Genomic DNA, 22,581 nt, shown 5'->3' on the forward strand with positions numbered 1-22,581 from the left:
CGGCTCAGCAGCGCGGCACCGGCTTGCTGTACGTGGTGCCGCTCGGGGTGGCCACGTAGTGGTCCGAGACGTAGTGGCCGTTGTCGAGCCGGTCCCAGATCTTCGTGGTGCCGACCGTGGAACCGCTCTTCTGGCACACCACCCAGGCCAGCGCCCCGTTCGGCGACTTGCCCCGCACGGCGAACGAGGCGCCGGGGCCGCTGCGTTCGGTCAGGCCGCCGCTCGCGGTGACCTGGTAGGGGTAGGCGCAGCGCGGGACGGGGGCGCTGTAGCCGGTGGACGAGGGCGTGCTCACATAGTGGTCGGTCACGTAGGTGCCGTCGCTGAGCTTGTCCCAGACCGTGGTGGCGCCGACCTTCGCGCCGGGCGTCTGGCAGACGACCTGGAGCGTGGAGCCGGAGGGGTGGGTCCGCACGACGGGGTGGCTGCCGGACGGCCCGGAGCGGGCGTTGAGCGCGCGGGGGCTGGTCACGGAGTAGGCGTGCGCGACGGTGGCGACCGGGGCGTCGAGGCGGTCGTTGTCGATGTTCACGGTGACGCCGCCGTAGGTCTCGTCGTGGCTGCCGCGGTACTGCTTGGCCCGCTGGTGGACGGCCCACTTGGTGTCCGCGACGCCGGCCCAGCCCTTGAGGGTGTCGGTACCGTCGTAGCGCGCGATCCACAGGGCGTCGGGACGGGCGTAGGAGGCCGAGGTGAAGACGTCGGACAGCTGCTGCGCCCCGAGATTGAGGTTCATGTAGACACCGGAGACGTAGCCGAGGCGGTGCAACTCCTTGGTCCAGGCGGACAGATAGCTCAGCACGGCGGTGCGGCATCCGGTGTCGGTCTGCGTGTAGTTCTCGATGTCGTTGTAGAAGGCGCTGCCGGGCCGCATGCCGAGCGCCTTGGCCGCGGCGATGGCGTCCCCGGCCGCGGCGATCCCCTGGGCGCGGGCGGTCGCGGCGGTACGGCTGATCTTCGCGTCGGTGGGACGTCCGCCGCACGGCGGCTGAAGGCCCTTGTGGATGGGCAGCAGACGCCACTTCAGCCGGGACACGGAGGTGACCCACGCTGCCGTCAGCTGCGGCTGCGCGCAGGTGCGGTTGACGCCGCTGATGTACACGCCGAGGGCGCGGTACGGAGAAGCGCTCCACGCCTGGATGGTCGTCAGCGGCGGGGCGGTGCAGGCGTCGAAGGCGAGTCCGGAGTAGCGGGTCGCGGTGGCTCCGGCCGGATAGCCGGCGCTGGTGGCGGGTTCGGCGACGGCGGCCGGGGCGAGCGCCAGAGCGGTGACGGCGGCGAGGACGCCGGCCGACGACGCGGCGAACAGACGTCGCAGGGCACGGTGGGGCGGGCGGTGAACGAAGCGGCGCGGGTGCGGCATGGTGGTCCCCCTGGGTGGCGCGACGCGGCGTCGGGCTCGGTGGGCGTCCGGCCGTCCGCCCGCCGGGACGACCGGCTCGCCGGACGGACTCCCCGGATCGGCTCCGGGACCCTCCGGACGCGTGCCGTCGCGCATGATCTCGCGTCAGACTGTCCTGCACGCAGCGTAATCGTCGGCTCACCCCGCCGTCGAGCACTGCGGGCAAGAAGCCGCGCTAAGGGACGAGATCCGTGCCGGCGACGGCGACGAGCAGATGGGGCGCGGCGTCGGCTATCGCTATCCAGTGCCCGCCGACCCGCCAGGTGAAGGCCTCGTCGGCGTGGCCGCTCAGGGCCGCGAGCGGCGCCGGGACGGGCTCGCCCAGCGCGGAACGCTCCAGGTAGGGCCCGAGGTCGACCGTCAACGGCGGCATGCCGTAACGGGTGGTGAGGGCCCCCACGAGGGACTCGCAGGCCGCCCCGACATCGTCCTCCCACTGCGGGAGCAGCCCCTCGTCGGGGTCGTGGCAGCCGTCCGAGGCGGCGAGGTCCGCGAGGTGGAATCCGGGGCCGCCCGCCGCGTCGAGGCGGGCGCGCAGCGCCTCCACGGCGGCGAGGTGACGTACGAGATCCATGGGAACAGTAAACTCCCCGGCTCTGACACTTGACGTCCTGTCACGGAAGCCACCGCCGGGCCACTCGCCGCGGACGGCCGGGACGGGTACGATCCGGCCAACACGCGCACAAGCTGGGAGGACGTACGTTGGGGCGGCTCACCGGCGGGGATCCGTCCCTGCTCCGGCGGATCAATTCCGCTGTGGTGCTGCACGCGCTGCGTGGCGCCCCCGGGCCGAGCCTGACCGAACTGGTGCACAGCACCGGGTTGTCGCGGCCGACGGTCGAGGGCGTCATCGAGGGTCTGATGGAGTCGGGCCTGGTGGTCGAGGCGCCGCAGGAGCCGGGGGACGCACGCAAACAGGGGCGGCCCGCGCGCAGGTTCCGGTTCCACGCCGAGGCGGGGCATCTGCTGGGCATCGAGATCGGGGCCCGCCAGGTTCGGGCACTGCTGTCGGATCTCAGCGGCCGGGTCCTGGGTTCCCTGGCGCACGACGTGGCCGACGCGACCCCCGCGGAGGAGCGGCTGGAGCGGGTCCGCGGCGCGGTCGCCGAACTGCTGCGCAAGGCGGGAGTGGCGCGCAGCACGCTGTGGGCGGTCGGCGTGGGCAGCCCGGGGATCGTGGAGACGGACGGCGCGGTGCGGCTGAGCACGGCCCTTCCGGGGTGGACGGGCCTGCCGCTGGGCGAGCGCCTGCGCCGGTCCTTCCGCTGCCCCGTGCTGGTGGAGAACGACGCGAACGCGGCGGCGGTGGCGGAGCACTGGAAAGGCGCGGCCGTCGGCACGGACGACGTCGTCTTCGTACTGGCCGGGCTCAGCCCGGGTGCCGGCTCGCTGATCGGCGGCCGGCTGCACCGGGGTTTCGGCGGGGCGGCCGGCGAGATCGGCGCCCTCCACCTGCTCGGCCGCGAGGCGACGCCGGAACGCCTGCTGTCGACGACCGGAACGCCGCTGCACCCGCTGGACGAGCCCGCGGTGGCCGAGGTCTTCGCGCTGGCCAAGGCGGGCGACCTGCAGGCCCGCGAGGCCTTCGACCGTTTCCTGCACCGCCTGGTGCACGACGTGGCGGCGCTCGTGCTGGCCATCGACCCCGAACTCGTGGTGATCGGCGGCTGGGCGGCTGGGCTGGACGGCGTGCTGGAGCCGCTGCGCGCCGAGTTGGCCCGATACTGCCTGCGGCCGCCCGAGGTGGCGCTGTCGGCACTGGGGCAGGAGGCGGTGGCGACCGGCGCGCTGCGGCTGGCCCTGGACCACGTCGAGGAGCAGCTTTTCGCGGTGGCGCGCACCTCCCGGCTCAATCGCTGAGCGACGACCGGGGGCCGGAGCTGTCCGACCGATTCGAAGCCGATTCGAAGCCGACTCGAGGACAATGCGGGGGCGATTCGAGGGCAATTCGGGGGAAAAATCATGACGCATCGGCCTGCCTGTTTTGCCGGTTTGTCCGACCAGCCGACGATCCCTGTCATCGGCAGTTGACGCCGCGCCGCGGTGGCGCGGCCGGTGGAAGGGCGTCCCGCGTGCGGCGAGCTGTGATCCTGGGTGTGTCCGTGGTCCTGGCGGCGGGGGCGCTTGCCGCGGCACCCGCCTCGGCCTACGTGCCCGGTCCTGTGGACGACCCGTTGCGGACGGCGGGTGTCGCCCTGGCCGCCGACGCCGCCGCGGACGCGGGAATCACCTTCGGCACCTGCCCCAAGGACAGCGGCCTGACCGCGCCGGTGCAGTGCGGCAAGGTCGCGGTGCCGGTGGACTACGCCGATCCGGGCGGCCGGCGGATCAATCTGCTGGTGAGCCGGCTGCGCGCCACCGGCCCGGCCTCCGGGCGGCAGGGCGCGCTGGTCTTCAACCCGGGCGGCCCGGGCTCCCCGGGGCTGTGGTTCCCCGCCGTCGGGCTGAAGAGCGCCGGCCCGGTGACCCGCAAGCTGTGGACGACGTCCGCCAAGACGTACGACCTGATCGGCTTCGACCCGCGCGGGGTCGGCCACTCGGCGCCCATCTCCTGTGTGCGCCCCGAGACCTACATCCACGCCCCCTCCCCCGACCCGCGCCACCCGTCACCGGCCACCAAGAACCGGGAGCGGACCAAGGCCCGCACCACCGCGGACGGCTGCCGAAAGCGCTCGGGGGCCATGCTCGACCACATGACGAGCGCGGACATGGCGCGCGACCTCGACGTCATCCGCGCCGCCCTGCACGAGACCCGGCTGAACTACTACGGCGTCTCCTACGGCACCTACCTGGGCGCGGTGTACGCGACGCTCTTCCCCCGCCATGTGCGCCGGATGGTGCTCGACAGCGTCGTCAACCCTGACCCGCAGGGTGTCTGGTACGGCGCCAACCTCAACCAGGACGTCGCCTTCGAGGGCCGCTGGGCCGACTGGCGTGCCTGGGCCGCCCGTTACGACTCCGTGTACAAGCTCGGCTCCACGGCCGCCCGGGTGCAGGCGTCGTTCGACCTCGCGATGCGGAAGCTGGCCAAGAAGCCCGCCGGAGGCTCGGTCGGCCCCGGCGAGCTGCACTCGGCCGCGGAGAACGCGGCCTACTACGACCAGCGTTGGGTGACCTTCGCCCACCAGCTGTCGCGCTATCTGCACGGCGACGACAAGCCCCTGGTCGCCGCGGAGGCGCCGGACCGGTCCGGGGCGAAGGCCGCGGAGAACGGCGACGCGGTCTACCTGGCGGTGCAGTGCTCGGATGCCGCCTGGCCGCGGGACTGGGGGGTCTGGGACCGGGACAACTCGCGGCTGGCGCTCCGGCACCCCTTCGAGACCTGGCCCAACGCCTGGATGAACCTGCCGTGCGCCACCTGGCCCGCACAGGCCGGCGAGCCGGTGGACGTCGGCGCCTGGGCCGCCGAACTGCCGCCCGTGCTCCTGGTGCAGTCCGAGCGGGACGCCGCCACGCCGTACGAAGGCGCACTGGAGCTGCACCGCAGGCTTCAGGGCTCGCGGCTGGTCACCGAGGTGGGGCGCGGTTCGCACGGCCTGGTCAGCATCTGGAACCCGTGCCTGGTCTCACGCGTCGACCGCTACCTGACGTCGGGCGACACAGGCGACGCGGACGTGCGCTGCGCGGGGCACCCGGTGCCCGTGCCGTCCGGCACGCTGGGCGCGAAGGACGCCAACACGGGCCGCTACTACTGAGCCGACGGGCCGCGGCCGTGCCTCAGGAGGCGGCCGCGTGCCGCTCGCTCTCGTGGTGGGTGATCTCCATGGCACCGCTGTCGCCGAAGGTGAGCCGGCAGGTGTCGGCCCGGTAGGTGGCGACCGCCACGGCGGCGACGCGGCCGCCGCAGAAGTACCGGGTGGTGACGACGAGGACGGGGGCGCCGGGCAGCCGGTCGAGCTGCTTGGCGTCCTCGGCGCGGGCGGAGCCCAGCTCCACCGCGCGGTCGTCGCCGTCGAGTTCCAGGGAGTGCAGTGCGCGCAGCACGGCCGGGGCGTGTCCGGCGGGCGTCAGGTCGTCGCCGAGGCCGGGGACGGAGGCCCGCGGCACGTACAGCAACTCGGTGGCGACGGACTGGCCGCCCATCGCGCGGACCCGGCGGACGGTGTGGACCGGCTCCTCCGCCGTGATGCCCAGCGCGGTGGCGACCGCGGCGGGCGCGGCGGCCTCGGCGCAGCCGACGGTGCGCCACGCGTCACCCGCGGCGCCCGGCCAGGTGCCGTGCGAGGGGCCGACGGAGACACCTACGCGCGGCGGCGCGACGGTGGTGCCGACGCCACGGCGGCGCTGCAGGCGGCCTTCCAGCTCCAGCTGCTCCAGCGCCTGGCGCAAGGTGGCCCTGGCGACGCCGAAGCGGGCGGCGAGGTCGCGCTCGTTCGGCAGGATCTCCCCCACCGCGAACTCCGAGTCGAGGGCGTCGACGAGCACGGTCTTGAGGTGCCAGTACTTGGGCTCCGGCACCTTCTCGAGCTGCGTGGTCCCCACCCTGTCCTCCGCAATCGGCCTGACCCCACCGGGGTTTGTTCAGCCTTGTTTCCGAACGGCTCTTTATTAAAGGTTCTTGCACTACTAGGGGACGATAGGGCCGCCCCTGCGGCCTGGTCAAGACCAATGCTCGCCGCCCGGTCGCGATCCGGCCGCGGTCGCCGCGCAGCGTTCACAAGGTGTTCGCGCCCGTCACGGGCCGTTCGCACGCTGGTAGCGTTCGTGATCGACACGGGGTACACGGACACACGGGTACACGGCCCGACGAGCGGGGGAGCGGTTCATGGCGGGCGTCACGCTGGTCACCGGCGGCGGGCGCGGCATCGGCGCCGCCGTGGCGCTGCGGCTGGCTCGGGACGGGCACGCCGTGGGCATCGGCTACGAGCGGGCGCGCGAGGCGGCCGAGGAGGTCGTCCGGAAGGTGCGCGAGGCGGGCGCCGAGTGCGTCGCCGTGCAGGCCGACACCAGTGACGAGGCCCAGGTGGAGCGGCTGTTCGACACCGTGCGGGAGCGGCTGGGCGCCATCACCGGGCTGGTCAACAACGCGGGCGTCACCGGGCCGCTCGGCCGCTTCACCGAGACGCCGGTGGAGGAGATCCGCCGGGTCGTCGACGTCAACGTGATGGGCGCGATCCTGTGCGCGCGCCGGGCCGCGCGGGAGATGTCCACGCGGTACGGGGGCGGAGGCGGCGCCATCGTCAACATCTCCTCGGGCGCCGCGACGCTGGGCAGCCCCGGGGAGTACGTGCACTACGCGGCCAGCAAGGCCGCCGTGGACGCGCTCACGGTGGGCCTGGCCAAGGAGCTCGCCCCGGACGGCGTGCGGGTCAACTCGGTGCAGCCCGGCATGATCGTGACCGGGATCCACGCGGCCATGGGCGACCCCGAGCGGCCGTGGCGGAACCCGGACCGCGTGCCCATGCGGCGGCCCGGGGAGCCGGAGGAGGTGGCCGGCGCGGTGGCGTGGCTGATGTCGCCCGAGGCGTCGTACACCACCGGCGCGGTGCTGCGCGTCACGGGCGGGCTGTAAGGACCGGCTGGACGGCTTAGGCGTCCGCCGCCGTCTCGGCCTCGATGGCGCGGATCACGTCGGACGCCAGCGCCGCGACCTCGGGGATGACGCCCGGGGTGGCGAGGGCGAGGTGGCACAGCGACCAAGTGAGCGTCACCACACGGGTTTTGCGGGCCTCCAGGGCGTCCAGGAGACGGCGGGAGACCAACTGCGCGGCGTCCTCGCGGGCCGCGGGGTCGACCCAGGCGGTGGCGACGATCGCGAGCGCGGCCGCCTCGCACACCCAGTCCTCGGCGTTGCCCAGCACGTCCGCCAGGAGCGCGCGGCGCCGGGACACCGCCCACGGCTCGTCGGTGCGGTGGTGGGCGAGCCCCAGGCACGCCCAGACCTGCGCGGCGCGGATCCACAGGTCGGGTGCCTGGGCCGCGAGCGCCCGGCCGAGCTCGTCCTCGCGCGGGGCGGGCGGGTGGACCAGGACGCCCAGCAGGTCCCGCGGGTCGAGGCCGGACAGCACCACCGCGTCGTCGTAGGCGGCGGGCAGGTGCTGCCAGCCGTGCCACGCCACCCGGCGCACCGCCTCGGCGGCCTCGGGTGAGGGGGGTGGTACGGCGGGGCGCGCGGTGGTGTCCTCGTACGCCCACAGCGGTGTGGCCACCGGGCGGGGCGGCACCCGCAGGTCCGGCGCGGGGACGTCCTCGACATCGAGGGAAGCGCGGGGGAAGGCCGTGCGCAGGGCGAGCAGCGCGCTCGGGGGCTCCAGGGCGGAGACGGTCAGGCCGAGTTCCGCGTCGGCGGCGACCGACTGCCGCAGGGCCTGGTGGAGCAGGCTGACGATCGCCTCGCTGCCGCCGGGTATCCAGTTCAGCCAGGGGCGGCCGCGGCCGAGCCGGGCCAGCAGTTCGCCGGCGTACTCGTGGTCCGGCGCGCCGCGCAGGTGGTCGGCGAGCGCGACGAGATGGCGGGTGTCGCCGTCGAGCGCGTGACGCAGGGCGTGCGTGGCCGGGCCGGCCTTGGGGTGGGCGGGGTCGGCCGCGACGGCGCGCTCCGCCCACTCCAGGCCTTCGGCCGGCCGGCCCAGCGTCTGCAGCAGCTCGGCGATGTCCACGTACAGGTCGAGGTCGGAGGGGTCGCGCCGTACCTCGCGCAGCCACACCTCCAGTGCCCGCTCGGGGCGGCCCGCGCTGCGCAGCGCGTAACCCAGCATCACCGCGGCGGGATGGCAGGGCTCCAGCGCGTACGAGCGCTCGGCCCACGCGACGGCGTCCTCGGCGCGGCCCATGCGGCGGGCGAGTGTGGAGCCGCACCACAGCAGCATGGTGTGGTCGGGATGGCGGCCGACGCTCGCGCTGACGAGGTCGAGCAGCGGCCTCAGGGGCGCGCGGTGCGCCTCGTCGACCGGGTCCGGCAGCCGCGGGGCCACGCCGGCCGCGGCGCGGGCGACGGTGTCCGGCTCGACGAGCTCCGCGATGCCGGGGCGGCGCAGCCAGGCGACGTCCAGCCACGGCCGGTCCGGCTCGTGGCCCGCGCACTGGGCGAGCAGGGCGACGGCCTCGTCCCACCGGCCCGCGACCGCGCACAGGTGGCCGCGCGCGGCGACCGTCCCGATGTACGCCCGCTCCGCCGGCTCGAACCAGTCCAGGGCCTTCTCGGCGCCCCCGGCGAGGGCGGCGAACTCCGCCAGCGCCTCGTGCGTCTCCGGCAGCCCGGGGTCCCGGGCGAGGGCGTCCTCCAAGTGGCGTGCCGCGTGCGTCAGATCACCGTCCGCCAGCGCGATCCGGGCGGTCGCCACCTCCCCCTCGGCCTCCAGCCGCTCGGCGTCCCCGCGCTCCCCGGACCGATCTGCCACCGCCAGCTCCCCACCCTCGCCCCTGCGCCGACTCCGGCACCCTAACCGGCCGTTCTCCCCCTCCCGGCGCGCGGGGGTGGTCAGAGGCGGTCGCTTTCGCTCAGGACGGGGCCCGGGGATGCGACGCCGGTCAGCTTGCCGGGGTTGGTGAGCACATAGACGGTCGTGACCAGGCCGTCGGTGAGTTCGAGGGAGATGACGGTGTGGGGCAGGCCCCGGGAGGTGAGGACGAGGGACGGGACGCCGTTGACCTCGCGGAGGGTGAAGGCGGGGTCGGGGACCGGGGTGGGCGCGATCGCGTGGAGGAACCGGGCGACCTTCCCGGCGGTCTCGATGACGCGCCGCGGGGCCTTCTGCACACCGCCGCCGTCGCCGATGAGGCGCACGTCGGGGGCGAGGAGGGCGAGCAGTCCGTCGATGTCGCCGCCGACGGCGGCGGCGAGGAAGCGCTCGGTGATCCTGGCGGTCTCGGCCGGGTCGGCGTCGTAGCGGGCGCGCTTCTCCTCGACGTGCCGCCGGGCGCGTCCGGCCAGCTGCCGCACGGCGGGCTCGGCGCGGTCGAGGACGGCGGCGATCCGGGCGTACGGGTAGTCGAACGCCTCACGCAGGACGAAGACGGCGCGCTCCAGGGGCGACAGCGACTCCAGCAGGACGAGGACGGCGAGGGAGACGGACTCCGCGAGGACGACGCGTTCGGCGGTGTCGGGCACGGTGTGCGCGAAGTCGGTGGCGACGGGCTCGGGCAGCCACGGCCCGACGTACGCCTCGCGCCGTGACCCCAGTTGCCGCAAGCGGTCGATGGCGAGCCGGGTGGTGACGGTCACCAGGAAGCCGCGTGGGTCGCGCACCGCGTCCCGATCGGCGCCGGCCCAGCGCAGCCAGGCGTCCTGCACGACGTCCTCGGCGTCGGCGAAGCGGCCGAGCATGCGGTAGGCCACGCCGGTCAGGACCGGCCGGTGCTCCTCGAAGACCGCTGCCGCGGCGGTGTCGTCTCCCACCCTCCCCATTGTCCCGGGCCGTGTTCGAGAGCGACACCGCGGGTGTCCTCCGGGCCCGGCCCGCACCCGTGACCGCGCGGCGGTACCGCACGATCCGGACACCGGGTACACGAGGTCAACCTCCCACCGCGAGCAGCTCGTTGAGCGGTACACATTCGTTAGCGCAAGGAAACAATTCCAAAACCCGAACCGTCCTCCCGGCGTACACAATCCCCCCAACCATCAGCAGGCCCGACCGATTGCCACACTCCGAGGAGGCACCATGTCCGCGCAGGCCACCGACGTGGCGAAGGGCTCACCGCCCGCACCGAGCAACCCTCTTGACCGCTATTTCCGCATCGGGGAGCGCGGGTCGACCTTCGGCAGGGAGATCCGCGGCGGCTTCGCCACCTTCTTCACGATGGCATACATCCTCGTCCTCAACCCGATCATCCTGGGCAGCGCGAAGGACAAGTTCGGCCACGCCCTGTCCACAGGTCAGCTGGTCACCGCCACCGCCCTGGTGGCCGCGGTGATGACCGTGATCATGGGCGTCGGCGGCAATCTGCCGCTGGCCATCGCGGCCGGCCTCGGTCTGAACGCGGTGGTGGCCTTCCAGATCGCGCCCCTGATGAGCTGGGACGACGCCATGGGCCTGGTGGTCCTGGAGGGTCTGCTGATCTGCGTCCTGGTGGTCACGGGACTGCGCGAGGCGGTGATGCACGCGATACCCCAGCCGCTGAAACAGGCGATCAGCGTCGGCATCGGTCTGTTCATCGCCTTCATCGGCTTCGTCGACGCCGGTTTCGTCAGCCGCATCCCGGACGCCGCCAACACCACGGTCCCGGTGCAACTGGGCGGCACCGGAGCGCTGTCGGGCTGGCCGGTGCTGGTCTTCTGCCTCGGCGTGCTGCTGACGGTCGCACTGCTGGCGCGGAAGGTGAAGGGCGCCATCCTCATCAGCATCGTGACGATGACCGTGATCGCGATCGTCATCGACGCGGTGGCGGACATCAAGAGCTGGGGCCTGACCACGCCCAAGGTGCCGGACGACGTGTTCTCGGCGCCGGACTTCGGGCTGCTCGGCCACTTCAGTCTCTTCGGGGCCTTCGGCGAGATCAGCGCGATCACCGTCGTGCTGCTGGTCTTCACCCTCATCCTGTCCGACTTCTTCGACACCATGGGCACGGTCGTCGGCATCACCGCCGAGGCGGGGCTGCTGGACGAGGAGGGCAGGGTCCCGAACCTGGGCCGGGTGCTGCTGATCGACGGCGCCGCGGCGGTCGCCGGCGGCGCGGCCTCCGCCTCCTCCAACACCGCCTACATCGAGTCGGCGGCCGGTGTCGGCGAGGGGGCGCGCACGGGCTTCGCCAACCTCGTCACCGGCGGACTGTTCGCGGTGGCCCTCTTCCTCAGCCCGCTGCTGACCATCGTGCCGCTCCAGGCGGCCGCGCCCGCGCTGGTCGCGGTCGGCTTCCTGATGATGACGCAGGTCAAGAACATCGGCTGGGACGACTTCGAGATCGCCCTCCCCGCGTTCCTCACGATCGCCGTGATGCCCTTCACGTACTCGATCACCAATGGCATCGGCGCCGGCTTCATCGCCTACGTCGTGCTGAAGACCGTGCTGGGCAAGGCGAAGCAGGTGCACTGGCTGCTGTGGGCGGTCTCGGCGCTCTTCGCGGTCTACTTCGCGATCGATCCGCTGGAGCAGCTGCTCGGCGTGAAGTGATCGTCCGGCGACCGCGGGGCGGCCGTCGCGCGGCAGGGCCGCGCGGCGGTCGCGGCGGGTGTTGACCCCGACCGGGACGGGGGCCCCCGGTCGGGGCCGCTGGCCGGGCCGGCGCTTTGCGCGACGGCCCGTATCTGTTCGAACTACGGGCGGACCGCCGTAGTTCCCGCCGAGACCCGGGGTGCGGTGTGAGGTGCCGCACCCCGCCGCGGGCGGTTTGCGTGCGTGCGGTTCACGCGAGCGTTTGATCTCAATTCGGCAACGACAGGTTTGAGTTGCATACGCCCCCTTAACGGCGCGCCTAGATGCTTGATACACATGGTTGCGCGTTCCTGTCCGTCGACGGTCGCCCCTCCCCCACGCTTGCTCGCCGAGTCCTCGGCCGTCCATCAGGAACGCCCATGTCTTCGCGGACCGCGCCCTCGCGCGCCCTGCTGCCGCTCGTCGGCCTCTTCTGCGCCGGTTACCTCGCCCCGTACCTGATGCCGACCGTCGTGGGCCGGCTCTCCACCGGGCTCGCCCTGAGCGGTTCGCGGGCCGGGGCCGTCGGCAGCGCCCTGCTGCTGGCCTCCGCCTGCGCCGGGTTCGTGCTGGCGTCGAGGGTCGACCGGATCGGCCGGGCACGGCTGGCGAGGCGCGGCCTGCTGCTCGTCGCCGGCGGTTTCACGACGGCCGCGGCCACGCATCACGTCGCCCTGGTGGTGGCCGGCTGCGTCGCCGGAGGCTTCGGCTCCGGCACGGCGACGGCCGTGGCCGCCGTGGGCATCGCCGGGCAGCGGGAACCGCACCGGGTGACCGTGCTCGGCCTGCTGACCACGTCCGCGGTGGCCGGGGCGCTCTACCTCGTGCTGCCCGCGCTCGGCGGCGGCCACGCCCTGCCGTTCGCGGCCATCGCGGGGGCGGCCCTGCTCGTCCTCCCGCTCACCCGGTGGCTGCCGGCCGCGCCCGTCGTACCGTCGCGGTCCGGGACCTGCGGACCGCTGCCGCACCGGCGATCCGGCATGGTGCTGGCGGCGTCGATGCTGTGCTGGTCGCTGGCGCAGAACGCGCTGTGGGGCGTGAGCGGGCGCATCGGGCTGGACCGGGTCGGGCTGTCGGAGGCGGCGCTCGGGGCGGTCTTCGCGGTGGCGCTCGGCGGCGGCCTCCTCGGGGTCACCGCGGCGGGCGCGCTCGGCCCGCGGCTCGGTCGCGCGCTGCCGGTCGGCGCGGGGACGGCACTGATCGCCGCGTGTGTGGCGGTCAGTTCCTCGGCGCGCGACGCGACGGCCTTCGCCTCGGGCGAGGTGCTGTGGAACACGTTCTACCCGGTCGTGCTCTCGTACGCGATCGGCCTGGCCGCCGCGCTGGACGGCCGCGGCCGGTGGGCTGTGTACGCCGGATCCGCCTCGTCCCTCGGGGTGGCCTGCGGCCCGCTCACCGGTGCCCTGCTCGGCGCGCGGCTCGGATTCCCGGCCATGGGCGGCGTGCTGGCCGGCCTGCTCCTGGTCACGGCCGTGCCGCTCACCGCCGTCGCCCTCGGCTCCGCCGCGGGTGGCCGCGGGCGCGTCGCGGTGGCCGTTCGCCGCCGCAGGAGCGCGGCGGTCGCGGCCCGTTCCGAACTCGGCCGGGCCGCCTGACGGGCAGCGCCGACCGGCTCGGCACCGTCGGCTCCGGGCGCCGCGGCCCGGTCAGCCCAGCGCCTTGTCGAGGTTGAAGGCCGCGCTGATCAGGGCGAGGTGGGTGAAGGCCTGCGGGAAGTTGCCGCGCTGCTCGCCCGTGCGGTCGATCTCCTCGGCGTACAGGCCCACGTGGTTGGCGTACGTGAGCATCTTCTCGAAGGCCAGGCGCGCGTCGTCGGCGCGGCCGGCGCGGGTGAGGGCCTCCACGTACCAGAACGAGCAGATGGAGAACGTGCCCTCCTCGCCGCGCAGTCCGTCCGGGCTCGCCATGGGGTCGTACCGGTAGACCAGGGAGTCCGACACGAGGTCCTTGCCGAGCGCGTCGAGGGTGGACAGCCACTTGGGGTCGGTCGGCGAGATGAACTTCGCGAGCGGCATCATCAGCACGGACGCGTCGAGCACGTCCTCGCCCTCGCTCTGGGTGAAGGCGCCGCGCTTCTCGGACCAGCCCTCGCTCATGATCCGCCGGTAGATCGCGTCCCGGGCCCCGCACCAGCGGACGTGGTTGGCGGGCAGCCCGCGGTGGTTGGCGATGCGGATGGCCCGCTCGATCGCCACCCAGCACATCACGCGCGAGTAGAGGAAGTTCTTGCGGCCGCCGCGAGTCTCCCAGATGCCCTCGTCGGGCTGGTCCCAGTTCTTCACGACCCAGTCGACGATGCCGCAGACGGTGTCCCAGTGGGCGCTGGAGATCGGCGCGCCCCACTTGTCGTAGAGGTAGAGCGAGTCGATCAGCTCTCCGTAGATGTCCAGCTGGAGCTGGCCGACCGCGCTGTTGCCGATCCGGACCGGCGCCGAGCCCCGGTAGCCCTCCAGGTGCGGGAGCTCGTGCTCGGGCAGTTCGGTGCGGCCGTCGATGCCGTACATGATCTGCAGCGGGCCGTCGCACGGCCCGGCCGTGCCGTCGCAGGGACCGAGGGCCACCCGCTCGGACAGGAAGCCCATGAAGGCCTCGGCCTCGTCGGTGAACCCCAGCCGCAGCAGGGCGTAGACGCAGAAGGCGGCGTCGCGGATCCACACGTAGCGGTAGTCCCAGTTGCGCTCGCCGCCGATGCGCTCGGGCAGGCTGGTGGTGGGCGCGGCCACGATGGCCCCGGTGGGCGCGTACGTGAGCAGCTTGAGCGTCAGCGCCGAGCGGTGGACCATCTCCCGCCAGCGGCCCCGGTAGCGGGACTTGGCGAGCCAGCGCCGCCAGTAGCGGACGGTGGCCTCGAACTGGTCCTCGGCCTCGGTCAGCGGGCAGCCGCGCAGTTCGACGCCCTCGGCGATCTGGTCCAGTGCGAAGACCGCGGTCTCGCCCTCGGCGAGCTTGAACTGCGCCCACACGTCGGTGCCGTCGGTCTCCATCTGCACTCCCGAGGTCAGCGAGAGCGTCTGGACGGCGGATTCGAAGATCGCCTGCACGCCGTGGATGTGCGTGGTGTGCGGCACCGTGCCGTAGACGAAGCGCGGGGCGACGCGCACCCGGAACGGCAGCATCCCGCGGACGCAGACCACCCGGCGGATCAGCCGGTGGCGGCCCTCGTCGTCGGAGTCGTCGATGACCGGCATGAAGTCCTGGACCTCGCCCATGCCCTCCTCGGCGAAGAAGCGGGTGATGAGGACGTTGGTGTCCGGGAAGTAGAACTGCTTGGTCATCGCGGGCACGTCGGCGGCCAGCTCGAAGCTGCCGCCGCGGTCGGCGTCCAGGATCGAGGCGAAGATGCTGGGCGCGTCGAACCGGCCGCAGCAGTACCAGTCGATCGTGCCGTTGGTGCCGACCAGGGCGGCGCTGCGCAGGTCGCCGATGAGTCCGTGGGCGGCGATCGGCAGGTACCGGTCGCCGCCCGCGGCTGCGGACGGGGACGCGAGGGCTTCTGCTGTCACGGTGGCCTCCTCGGTCGCCGGCGAACCGGATTAAGCGACAAAAGCCACCATTCAGACTAGTCCCCCTGGACGTCTCCGCTCTCGCTGTGCTCCCCGGCCTCCGTGTGCGCCGGGTTTTCCGCGTGCGCCAGGTCCTCCGCGTGCCCCAGGCCCTACGCCGGCTCCGGGGCGCCCGCGGGACCGGCCGCCTCGTCGGGCTCCGCGTACTCGACGACCGCGCGTGCCTCGGCGACCCGGCGTTCGGCGACGGCGCCCTCCTGCCCCTCGTACGCGGCCAGCACCTCCCCGGCGCGGGCCACCGCCCGCTCGGGCAGGCCCAGATCGACCTCCAGCCAGGCCGCCATGAGCTGGACGGCGCTGCGGTCGTCGCCCGGCCCGAAGGTCGCCGCGGCGCGGTCGGCGAAGGCCACGCCCTCCTCGTACGCGGCGCGGGCCGAGCCGTCGTCGTCCTCGTCCTCGTCTCCCGGCTCGTGGGCGCAGGCACGCACGACCAGCTCACCGCTCTGCCGGTACGTGCCGGCCAGCTCCGTGCGCAGATGGCGTGCCTCGCCCTGGTCGCCGGCCGCCGTGGCGGCCGCCAGCGCCGCCTCGCCCTCGGCGGCGGCCAGCGCCATCAGGCGACGCCCCTCGGCGACGCCGCCCTGCCCGTCGCGCAGGGTGATCCAGGCACGGGCCCGCAGTGTCCTGACCACCTGCGCGGGGCGCTCCAGGCCGCGCCACAGCTCCTCGGCCCGGGCGTAGGCGCGCACCGCCTCGCCGGTCAGGCCGGCCCGTTCCAGGCAGTCCGCGGCGAGATGGGCGAGGACGGCGTGGTCCCGCTGCTCCTCCCAGCCCTTGGCGATCTCCGCGGCGAGCAGGAACTGCTCCGCGGCCGCCCGCGGCTCGCCCAGGTCCTGCAGGCACTCCCCGAGCCACCAGCGGGCCTGGACGACGCGGCCCTCGTGGTGCAGGGCCTCCAGGTCGGGCAGCGCGGTCTCCAGGACGGTGGCCGCCTCGGCGGCCCGGCCCTGGCGCAGTTGCGCGCCGCCCAGCACGAGCCGTGCCCAGGCGCCCAGGCCCTCGGCCTGCCCGGCCTCGTCCGCCCAGTGGGCGCCCTCCAGGGCGTGCTCGGCGGCCTCGGCGTCCCGTTCGCCGGCGGCGAGCGCCGCGGCGAGGACGGTGTGCAGATGGGCGCGCTGCACGGGTTCGAAAAAGGACTCGCCGTGGTCGAGCGCGGCGCGGGCCGCCGATTCGGCGGTGGCGTGGTCGTCGCAGTGCAGGGAGAGGTCGGCGAGCATCGCCTCCGCCTCGGCCGCGTACCAGGGCAGTCCGGCCTCGTGCCGGATGCGCGCGGCCCGGGCGAACAGCGCCGCGGCACTCTCCGCGTCGCCGCGCGAGGCGGTCAGCCGGGCCTGCAGGAAGACGGCGTCCGCGAGCCGGGAGGCCATGCGCTCCGCGTCGCCGTGCTCCTCGGCGAACGCGACGATCCGGGCCACCTCCTCCTCCGTCCCCCCGTCCGGGCCGGGGTCCCGCAGCCGGACGCGGGCCAGCAGCGCCCCGCTGAGCTGGCGCGGGGTCGCCCGCCCGGCGGCGTGCAGCGCGCGCAAGGCGTCGCAGGCGGCGTCGAAGGCCGCCAGCGTCTCGTCGCCCGGGTCCGCGAGCGCGGCGGCGCAGGCGGCCCGGGCACGGCAGGCGGCGGCCTCGCCGGGATCACCGGCGGACTCGAAGAGCGCGGCCGCGGTACCGAAGAGCGGCACGGCCGCGGCGGGGTCCTCGAAGGCGTCGATACCGGCGTGGTCGGCGATCTCCGCGCGGGTGCGGGTGTCGAGTTCCGTCCCGGTGCGCTCGGCGGCGCGGGACAGGGCCGCCCACGCGGCGCCCGCCCCCGGGTGCTGGGTCCGGGTGAGCCGTCGCGCCTCGGCGAGCAGCGCGGGCACGTCGCCGGGGACGGCCGCCGGCGACTCGGGAGCCGCGGCGGTCAGCGGCCGGCCGGGCGTCGTCAGGCGCTGCGCCCGTACGCCCAGCGGGAGCCGGTCCACGAGCGGGCGCCCGTCGAGACGCTCGCGCAGCCGGCGGCTCACGGCGTCGGTGCCGTTGCGGGCGTCGAAGCGCGCGGCGATCGCACCGGCCTCGCGCTCGGCGTGGGCGAGCAGTTCGCCGGCGGTCCAGGAGGTGCCGGCCGGGCCCGGGACGGGACGGTCCGCGTGGCCGAGGTCCACGAGGCGGCGCATCAGGAGCGCGGTGGCCGCCAGGAACTCCATGTGCGTGTCGGGGTCGCCGATGTCGGTGAAGTACGCGGGGTGCTCGGCGAGGATCTCCAGGCCACGGGCCTCGTTGCCGGTCAGCGCGCAGAACTCGACGTGACCGCTGACCGCGCCGCGCATGCTCTCCATGGACCGTGCCATGCGGTAGCCGCGCAGATGGTGGGCGCGCGCCTCGTCGAGCCGGCCGAGCCGGACCATGGGCAGCAGGGACGAGGCCAGTACGTTGTGCGGTTCGTGGGCGCAGGTGTACTGGCCCTGGAGGACGGGCCCCCAGGTGGCCAGGGCCTCCGCGTCCTGCCCGCGGTCCACCTGCCAGATGCCCTGACTGTGCAGCTCGCAGGCGTGGCAGTCGGCCATGGCGTCGCGGTCCGCGGCGAGCCAGGCGGCGAAGGCGGCCGTCGCCCGCACGGTGTCGCCCAGATGCCGCGCGATACGGAAGTCGCCCTGGCGCACGGCGCGTTCGGAGTGCCCGGCGAGCCGGTACCGGTGCTCCATCTCGCGCTGCCACTTCTCGATGGAGGCCAGCGGGACGTCGGGCTGGTCGAGCATCCCGTTGGCGACCCACTTGAAGATCCAGTGCAGTTGGCTCGTGTTCGCGCCGTCGAAGTCGCCGGGCCGCTCGTCCCACATGCGCAGCAGCCGGGCGAAGGGCACGAAGAACTTGTTCTTCTCGCTGCTGTACGCGTAGGCGCTCGCGAGGTTGAAGAGGGCGTCGAGGAGCAGCGGGGTGTCGCCGGTGGCCTCGGCCTCGGCGACCAGGCGCTCGGCGCCCGCGTTGCGGGCTCGGCCCTCGGGCTCGTCGCGGTTCTGGGCCAGGGAGCGGCGCACGGCCGTGACCGCCGGGTCCTGGGTGCTCATCGGCCGTCCTCCTGTTCGCTGTCGGCGGCGTCGGGGTCTGAGTCGTGCGTGGCCTGGGCGGCCCATTGGAGCAGCCCGAGGAAGGCGCGGTTGAGCAGCGCGGAGTCGGCCGGCCGCAGCGGGCGCTGGGCCATCAGCAGCGCCTGCCCGTACAGCGCCTCGGCGGCGGTGCCGGCGAGTTCGGCGTCGCCGAAGGCGCTGATGCGCCGGACCAGCGGGTTGAGGTGGTTGAGCACGAGACGGGCACGGGGCGCGCCGCCGCGCAGGGCGCCGAGGATGCCGGCCCACAGGTCGTCGGCCTGCTCCTCCTCCTCGGCGCGGGCGCGTTCGTGCCGGGCGGACCGGTCGTCCAGGTGCAGGGCGGGGACGGTGACGGGGTGGAAGGCGCGCAGGCTCACATCGCAGCCGAGCGCGTCGAGCCGGGCGCGGGCGGCGGTCAGGAAGCCGGACAGGGCCAGTTCCTCGGCCGGGTCGACGGCGTCGAGGTGGGCCGTGACGGTGTCGGCGTCGAGTTCGGCGACGGCGGTGCCGGGCCGGACGGTGGGGAGCAGTTCCAGCAGGTCGGCGTCGTAGGTGTAGCCGCCGTTGACGACGCCGATGCCCTGGGCCGCCGCGATCGGCGCGACCTGGCGGAACTCCTCGACGGTGCGGGTGAAGTGGACGACGGGGTGGCGGCGGGCGAACTCCTCCAGCGACAGCTGTCCGTCGGTGGTCTCGAACGGCAGCCACGGCAGCATCGTGCGCAGCATGTCCGGGTCGTGCCGGGCCAGCGACTTCACGCCGAGGTGGTGCACGGCCAGGAACTGGGCGAGCCGCGCGGGGTCCCCGGCGGCCAGGCCGGTCAGCCAGGCGCGGATGTGCTCGCCCAGCGCCTCGCGGACGGCGGCCAGGGTCTCGTCGGCGTACAGGCTCTCGCGGGAGGCGGTCGGCCGCAGGCTGTCGGTGTCGATGACGCACCGGACGAAGAACGCCCAGTCGGGCAGGAGGTCCTCGGCCCGGTCGGTGAGCAGCATGCCCTTCAGGTGCACGCGGTGCCCGGCGCGCTGGGCGGGGCTGACGGCCGCGGGCAGCACGAAGGCGACACCGCGCACCCCGGCGAGCGGGACGTCGAGGTCGATGACGTCCAGCGGGCTGAAGCCGAACCGCTCGTGGCAGTGCCGGGCGAGCGCCACCCGGCGCGCGGCGGGGCCGGGGTGCGGGGCCTCCCACACCGGGGGCCGTTCGGTGACGGGGGCGCCGCCGACCCGTACGTCGTAGGGCAGCAGCGATCCGAAGTCCTTGGCGAGCGCGAGCACGCGCTCCTCGGTGAGCCATTCGCCGCTGCCGGGACGGGCGGTGAGGTGCACGGTGGTGCCGGGCTCGGGGCGGGCCTCGTCGGGCAGCGTGCGGACGGTGTACGAGCCGTCGTCGCGGGCGGTCCACTCCACGGGCGGCGCGTCCGGCGTGCAGGCGGCGCGGCTGACGACCCGGATCCGCTCGGCGACCACGAAGCAGGCGAGCAGGCCGATGCCGAACTGGCCCAGGAACTCGGCCCGGGCGGACTCCAGTCCGTCGCGCTTGGAGCTGCGGCCGATGGTGGCGAGCAGATTGTGCACATCGGCCTCGGTCAGGCCGATGCCCGTGTCCTCCACGCGCAGCCGCTCGCCGTCGGCGAACAGCTCGACGCGCGCGGGTGCCCCGGGCTGCTCGGCACGCCGCGCGGTGATCGCGTCGACGCCGTTCTGGAGCAGTTCCCGCAGGTACACCTTGGGACTGGAGTAGAGGTGGTGGGAGAGGAGGTCCACCAGGCCGCGCAGGTCGACCTGGAAGGTGTGCGGTGTCTCGTCTGCAGTCATCGCGTCTGCGCCGGCAAGGCCCCGGGGGGCGGCGCGGGTAGGGCGATCCGGTGATCGCGGCGGCCGAATGCCGGACATCGTACGTCTGTGCGGTCCGGGGCGACCAGCGGATTCCGCGTGCGCGGCGGGACTTGAGGGGGCCGGTGGGGGGCCGGTGGGAGGGCAGTGGGGGGCGTCGCCGGTCGCCGCCCGCGGCGAGGCGCCGGCCGGTTGTTCACCGGTCGTTCGAGCCGATGGCACACGGCGCGAGTAGGAACGGTGGCGGACACTCAACGGCCCACTCGGTTGCGGACTTTGGAGGTCACAATGGCAAACGGAACGGAGAGCGGCGTCGGGCGGCGCGCGGTGCTGCGGGGCGGTCTCGCCGCCTCGGGGGCGCTTCTGGTGCCGGCCGCGGTGGCCGCTCCCGCGCTGGCCCTGTCGGGGCGGCCGACGGCGACGTCCGGTGTGCAGAGCGGTGACGTGACGGCGACGGGCGGCCTGGTGTGGGTGCGCTCGGACCGTCCGGCGCGCATGGTCGTGGAGACCTCCGCGACCGGGTCGTTCCGCCACGCGCGCCGCTGGACCGGCCCGCTGGTCGGCCCGGACACCGACTTCACGGGCGTGACCCGGCTGCACGGCCTGCCGCCGGGCGAGCAGATCCACTACCGGGTGGTGCTGGCCGACCCGCACGACCCGCGCCGCACCGGCGAGCCGGTCACCGGCACCTTCCGGACCACGCCGCAGGGCCGGCGGGCCGGGGTGCGCTTCGTGTGGTCCGGCGACCTGGCCGGACAGGGCTGGGGCATCAACCCCGACATCGGCGGCTACCGCATCTTCGACGCGATGGGCGCGCTGGACCCCGACTTCTTCCTGTGCAGCGGCGACAACATCTACGCGGACGGGCCGATCGCCGCGACCCAGGCGCTCCCCGACGGCCGCGCCTACCGGAACGTCACCACGGTGGAGAAGTCCAAGGTCGCCGAGACCCTGGCCGAGTTCCGCGGCAACTTCCGCTACAACCTGCTGGACGAGAACCTGCGGCGGTTCAACGCCCAGGTGCCCTCGGTCATCCAGTGGGACGACCACGAGGTGCGCAACAACTGGTACCCGGGCGAGGTCATCGCGGCCTCCGACCCCCGCTACACCGAGAAGAGCGTGGACGTCCTCGCGACCCGCGCCCGCCGCGCCTTCAGCGAGTACTTCCCCATCTCGACGCTGCGCCCGGGTTCCGACGGCCGCGTCAACCGCGTGCTGCGGCACGGCCCGCTGCTGGACGTCTTCGTGCTCGACATGCGCACCTACCGCAACGCCAACTCCTCCGACGATCAGGCCCACGACCCGCAGGGCATCCTCGGCCGTGAGCAGCTGGAGTGGCTCAAGCGCGAGCTGTCGCGGTCGCGCGCGGTGTGGAAGGTCATCGCCGCCGACATGCCGATCGGCCTGGTCGTCCCGGACACCACCGAGGGGCTGCCGAACATCGAGGCCGTGGCGCAGGGCGACCCGGGCGCGCCGCTGGGGCGCGAGCTGCAGATCGCCGAGCTGCTGCGCTTCGTCAAGCACCGCCGGATCACGGGCACGGTGTGGCTGACCGCTGACGTCCACCACACCTCGGCGCAGCACTACCAGCCCTCGCGTGCCGCGTTCTCCGACTTCGAGCCCTTCTGGGAGTTCGTGTCCGGCCCGCTCAACGCGGGCGCCTTCCCGGCGAGCGCTCTGGACGGCACCTTCGGCCCGGAGCGGGTCTTCGTGAAGGCGCCTACGGCCTCGAACGTCTCCCCGGCCGAGGGCTACCAGTTCTTCGGCGAGGTCGACATCGACGGCCACTCCGGGGACCTGACGGTCCGTCTGCGGGAGCAGGACGGCAGCGTGCTGTTCACCAAGGTGCTCCGGCCGGGCCTGGTCGGGCAGTAGCGGGCCGGGCAGGAGCAGGCCGGCAGCGAGGAGCGTCCCGGCGGCGGCCGTCCCGCCCGCCGCCGGGACCGGCGACCGCGGCCGACCTGCACCCCTGGGCTTAGCATTCGCAAATCCCCCAGGCAAGAGGGCGAATTCGCGCCTCGTTGGGGCCGTACGTCCCCGCCGGGCGGTACACATGCGAGTCGTGACGGACGGACTGACCTACGACCACGCCGGCATCACCCGGGACCCCGGCGCGGCGCCGCCGCCCGGGTTCCACCGGCTGCACGAACGCGTACGGCTCGGCGAGGGCCCTGACGTCCAGACGGCGGCCGTGCGCGCCCTGCTCGGCTGGCGCATGCACCGCGCGACGGGGCTGCAGGTGCCCGCGGACACCCCGGACGCCGCCCCGGGGGTACGCGTGCCGCTGCGGATCGGCCCCTTGAGCGCGCCGTGCGAGGTGGTGTGGGCCGAACTCGGCCCGGAACGGGCCGGTTTCGCGTACGGGACGCTCCCCGGGCACCCGGAGCGCGGCGAGGAGTCGTTCGTCGTCAGCCGGGAGCCGGACGGCTCCGTGTGGCTTGATGTCACGGCCTTCAGTGGACCCGCCGCGTGGTACGTGCGTCTACTGGGCCCTTTGGGACGCGTCACTCAGCGTGTCGTCGCTCGCCGGTACGGACGATGCCTACGCCGATTGTCGCAGGACGAAACTATTGAAAAGGGGAGTTAACCGACATGGGACACCCTTTACCCGTCGGTCACAGCGCGTTCGTGATCGCGCAACACGTGTTCGGC

The 22,581-nt window shown here is 74.0% G+C and carries 15 protein-coding genes; 7 read left to right on the forward strand and 8 right to left on the reverse strand.

What is annotated here, in order from left to right; genetic code table 11:
* Positions 1 to 4 precede the first annotated feature (4 nt).
* Both ACFWVC_RS04755 and ACFWVC_RS04760 read right to left on the reverse strand, forming a co-directional pair.
* Positions 5 to 1,363, reverse strand: a complete 1,359-nt coding sequence (locus ACFWVC_RS04755) for a glycoside hydrolase domain-containing protein (RefSeq protein WP_384277267.1) — start codon at positions 1,361 to 1,363, stop codon at positions 5 to 7.
* Between the two features lie 214 nt (positions 1,364 to 1,577).
* Positions 1,578 to 1,976 carry a hypothetical protein gene (locus tag ACFWVC_RS04760; RefSeq protein ID WP_384277271.1) on the reverse strand — a complete coding sequence of 133 codons (399 nt, stop codon included), beginning with the start codon at positions 1,974 to 1,976 and terminating at the stop codon, positions 1,578 to 1,580.
* A 128-nt stretch (positions 1,977 to 2,104) separates the two neighbouring features.
* Between ACFWVC_RS04760 and ACFWVC_RS04765 the strand changes: the two genes are divergently transcribed.
* Positions 2,105 to 3,262: an ROK family transcriptional regulator gene (locus ACFWVC_RS04765; RefSeq protein ID WP_384277276.1), complete on the forward strand. Its 1,158-nt coding sequence runs from the start codon at positions 2,105 to 2,107 to the stop codon at positions 3,260 to 3,262.
* Between the two features lie 212 nt (positions 3,263 to 3,474).
* Entirely contained in the window at positions 3,475 to 5,097 is a 1,623-nt protein-coding gene (locus ACFWVC_RS04770) for an alpha/beta hydrolase (protein WP_384277282.1), read from the forward strand.
* A 22-nt stretch (positions 5,098 to 5,119) separates the two neighbouring features.
* Here the strand turns inward: ACFWVC_RS04770 and ACFWVC_RS04775 are convergent, their stop codons facing one another.
* On the reverse strand, positions 5,120 to 5,884 hold the full coding sequence (locus ACFWVC_RS04775) for a GntR family transcriptional regulator (protein WP_384277290.1): 765 nt from the start codon (positions 5,882 to 5,884) through the stop codon (positions 5,120 to 5,122).
* 283 nt (positions 5,885 to 6,167) lie between these two features.
* On the opposite strand from ACFWVC_RS04775, the gene ACFWVC_RS04780 reads away from it, so the two are divergent.
* Positions 6,168 to 6,914, forward strand: coding sequence for an SDR family oxidoreductase (locus tag ACFWVC_RS04780; protein ID WP_384277297.1), 747 nt, complete (start codon positions 6,168 to 6,170; stop codon positions 6,912 to 6,914).
* A gap of 16 nt (positions 6,915 to 6,930) precedes the next feature.
* On the opposite strand, the gene ACFWVC_RS04785 is transcribed toward ACFWVC_RS04780, so the two are convergent.
* Complete coding sequence (locus ACFWVC_RS04785) at positions 6,931 to 8,742, reverse strand: tetratricopeptide repeat protein (RefSeq protein WP_384277302.1); 1,812 nt, start codon at positions 8,740 to 8,742, stop codon at positions 6,931 to 6,933.
* An 80-nt stretch (positions 8,743 to 8,822) separates the two neighbouring features.
* Positions 8,823 to 9,740, reverse strand: coding sequence for an RNA polymerase sigma factor SigJ (sigJ, locus tag ACFWVC_RS04790; protein WP_384277308.1), 918 nt, complete (start codon positions 9,738 to 9,740; stop codon positions 8,823 to 8,825).
* 262 nt (positions 9,741 to 10,002) lie between these two features.
* Here sigJ and ACFWVC_RS04795 point away from each other — a divergent pair, with 262 nt between their 5' ends.
* Together ACFWVC_RS04795 and ACFWVC_RS04800 are read left to right on the forward strand one after the other, a co-directional pair.
* The gene (locus ACFWVC_RS04795; RefSeq protein ID WP_384277314.1) at positions 10,003 to 11,451 is read left to right on the forward strand and encodes an NCS2 family permease; all 1,449 of its coding nucleotides are present in this window, start codon (positions 10,003 to 10,005) and stop codon (positions 11,449 to 11,451) included.
* A gap of 401 nt (positions 11,452 to 11,852) precedes the next feature.
* Positions 11,853 to 13,067, forward strand: a complete 1,215-nt coding sequence (locus tag ACFWVC_RS04800; protein WP_384277318.1) for an MFS transporter — start codon at positions 11,853 to 11,855, stop codon at positions 13,065 to 13,067.
* 51 nt (positions 13,068 to 13,118) lie between these two features.
* On the opposite strand, the gene ACFWVC_RS04805 is transcribed toward ACFWVC_RS04800, so the two are convergent.
* From ACFWVC_RS04805 to ACFWVC_RS04815, 3 genes are all read right to left on the reverse strand, one after another.
* On the reverse strand, positions 13,119 to 14,975 hold the full coding sequence (locus ACFWVC_RS04805) for a glycoside hydrolase family 15 protein (RefSeq protein ID WP_384277325.1): 1,857 nt from the start codon (positions 14,973 to 14,975) through the stop codon (positions 13,119 to 13,121).
* 152 nt (positions 14,976 to 15,127) lie between these two features.
* Positions 15,128 to 18,076: a tetratricopeptide repeat protein gene (locus ACFWVC_RS04810; protein ID WP_384277330.1), complete on the reverse strand. Its 2,949-nt coding sequence runs from the start codon at positions 18,074 to 18,076 to the stop codon at positions 15,128 to 15,130.
* Positions 18,073 to 19,911 (reverse strand): HSP90 family protein, encoded by a 1,839-nt coding sequence (locus ACFWVC_RS04815; RefSeq protein ID WP_384277337.1) that lies wholly within the window; start codon positions 19,909 to 19,911, stop codon positions 18,073 to 18,075. Before ACFWVC_RS04815 ends, ACFWVC_RS04810 begins: the two co-directional genes overlap by 4 nt.
* Before the next feature lie 306 nt (positions 19,912 to 20,217).
* Between ACFWVC_RS04815 and ACFWVC_RS04820 the strand changes: the two genes are divergently transcribed.
* Both ACFWVC_RS04820 and ACFWVC_RS04825 read left to right on the forward strand, forming a co-directional pair.
* Positions 20,218 to 21,804, forward strand: coding sequence for an alkaline phosphatase D family protein (locus ACFWVC_RS04820; protein WP_384277341.1), 1,587 nt, complete (start codon positions 20,218 to 20,220; stop codon positions 21,802 to 21,804).
* A 178-nt stretch (positions 21,805 to 21,982) separates the two neighbouring features.
* Positions 21,983 to 22,516: a DUF1990 family protein gene (locus ACFWVC_RS04825; RefSeq protein ID WP_384277344.1), complete on the forward strand. Its 534-nt coding sequence runs from the start codon at positions 21,983 to 21,985 to the stop codon at positions 22,514 to 22,516.
* The last annotated feature ends 65 nt before the right edge of the window (positions 22,517 to 22,581 follow it).

Source organism: Streptomyces sp. NPDC058691, assembly GCF_042714775.1.
Lineage (GTDB): Bacteria > Actinomycetota > Actinomycetes > Streptomycetales > Streptomycetaceae > Actinacidiphila.

Excerpts from the sequence above, each read along its gene's own strand:
- ACFWVC_RS04795 (WP_384277314.1), top strand. The coding sequence starts at position 10,003 with ATGTCCGCGCAGGCCACCGACGTGGCGAAGGGCTCACCGCCCGCACCG.
- ACFWVC_RS04755 (WP_384277267.1), bottom strand. The coding sequence starts at position 1,363 with ATGCCGCACCCGCGCCGCTTCGTTCACCGCCCGCCCCACCGTGCCCTG.
- ACFWVC_RS04815 (WP_384277337.1), bottom strand. The coding sequence starts at position 19,911 with ATGACTGCAGACGAGACACCGCACACCTTCCAGGTCGACCTGCGCGGC.
- ACFWVC_RS04800 (WP_384277318.1), top strand. The coding sequence starts at position 11,853 with ATGTCTTCGCGGACCGCGCCCTCGCGCGCCCTGCTGCCGCTCGTCGGC.
- ACFWVC_RS04820 (WP_384277341.1), top strand. The coding sequence starts at position 20,218 with ATGGCAAACGGAACGGAGAGCGGCGTCGGGCGGCGCGCGGTGCTGCGG.
- ACFWVC_RS04780 (WP_384277297.1), top strand. The coding sequence starts at position 6,168 with ATGGCGGGCGTCACGCTGGTCACCGGCGGCGGGCGCGGCATCGGCGCC.
- ACFWVC_RS04825 (WP_384277344.1), top strand. The coding sequence starts at position 21,983 with ATGCGAGTCGTGACGGACGGACTGACCTACGACCACGCCGGCATCACC.
- ACFWVC_RS04810 (WP_384277330.1), bottom strand. The coding sequence starts at position 18,076 with ATGAGCACCCAGGACCCGGCGGTCACGGCCGTGCGCCGCTCCCTGGCC.
- ACFWVC_RS04760 (WP_384277271.1), bottom strand. The coding sequence starts at position 1,976 with ATGGATCTCGTACGTCACCTCGCCGCCGTGGAGGCGCTGCGCGCCCGC.